Source organism: Campylobacter sp. US55 (genome assembly GCF_004378955.1).
GTDB classification, from domain to species: domain Bacteria; phylum Campylobacterota; class Campylobacteria; order Campylobacterales; family Campylobacteraceae; genus Campylobacter_D; species Campylobacter_D jejuni.
The window spans coordinates 1-1,572 of sequence record NZ_RYYF01000019.1; the positions used below are offsets into that span (position 1 = coordinate 1).

1 protein-coding gene is annotated in these 1,572 nt (G+C 22.8%); it reads left to right on the plus strand.

Annotated elements, in window-relative coordinates; all coding sequences use genetic code 11:
• Positions 1–103: 103 nt before the first annotated feature.
• A partial coding sequence (locus tag ELQ07_RS08125; protein ID WP_134224985.1) for a hypothetical protein occupies positions 104–1,572 on the plus strand: 1,469 nt, incomplete at its 3' end.

The following is a 1,572-nucleotide window of genomic DNA, read 5'->3' on the forward strand; positions in this document are numbered from 1 at the left end:
GTGAGAATACAAAACTATTTATCTTACAAAATTGGAAAAATATTTGTTAAAAATCCTTTTTTGTTTGCAATTAGATTATATTTTTTAAAAAAAGAGAGAAAAAATGAAAAAAAATAAAATTATTCTATCAGCAAGGGCTGACGGTTTTGGAGAAAGAATATTGGCGATGCTTAATGCCATGTTCGTTTCTCGAGTTACGGATTATAAATTTGGATATATATGGTATTTTGATAAAAAGAATTATTTAGGAAATAAAACAATTCTTTTGTCTCATGATTATTTAGACGAAGAAGAAAAGATTTTTAATCCTGAATTTAGGGGTAAATATTCTTTTAAAAATAAACTTAAGGATAATTTTGGAAATAATATAATTTTTTCTTATGGGATTTTTCATAAAAATCGTTGTTATAGTTTTGAAAAGCTAAAAAATGGATATTACGATGAGTTTGAATGGGGTTTATCTTGTTCTCAGTATGATTTTAATTATATATTTACCGATTTTAATCATGAAAATTATTATGAAATCTTAAAATCTTGTTGGAAGAGTATTGGTTTCTCGAATAAAATAAAGAATACGATTGCTAAAGCTGATATGTTATCGAAAGAAATTGGGGATTATATTGCCTTACATATAAGAAGTGGTGATATTGTACACTCTGACAGAAATATTGGTTATTTTGCTTTTGGAAAAGCTGTAAGTATACATATAGCATATGATATTATTTTAAACAAAATTGATAAAAATGATAAAATTATAGTTTTTGGTGATGATATTGAAAGTTTATATGTTTTGAAGAATAGCGTTAGTTTTTTTAGAGATATTATTTTGGCGGATGAATTGGCAGATTGCGTTGATAAAATTGAGAGAAGTATTTTCGAAATAATTTTAATGTCTAACTCTCAAAAAATTTATGCATCAGGTAAATCTGGTTTTTCGAAATTAGCTTCTATAATTAGCAATGTAAATAAACTTATGCCAATTAACTTATTGTATTCATTTAAAGAAAAGAAAACAGCTATTTTAACTCATATGGAAAAAATTAATATCTCAAAATTACAAAAAGCTTTTTCTTATTTAGAACTGTATATTGCTGAAAAAAATAGCGAACATGATAATAATTTGATGTTGGCTTATTTGCAAAAGGCTGTTCAATTAGATTCGCAAAATTATAATTATTATATTTTATCTATAGATTGTTATTTGTCTCTAAAAAAATATGATATTTTAAATATTTATATAAAATTTATATTAGAATCTTTGGATTTTAATATATTTAGGAATGTGTTATTTTCTATTAATCATTATAATGTTTCTTACGTTTATGATTCTGTTTTTAGAAAAATATTTTCCGAACATATTGATATTATTCAATATGGTTACATCTATATATTTATGAGAGTGGTTGGATATCAAATAAAAAATGATAATAATTATAAAGATATTGTTGATAAATTTATTGAGTTTGATAATATAATTGTAAATAATAATAATTTAACCATAGAAAATAAAATGGTCGGTGCTGTTAAAATTGTTGAAAATCATTTATCTTATAAAATAGGGAAAAAAATTAT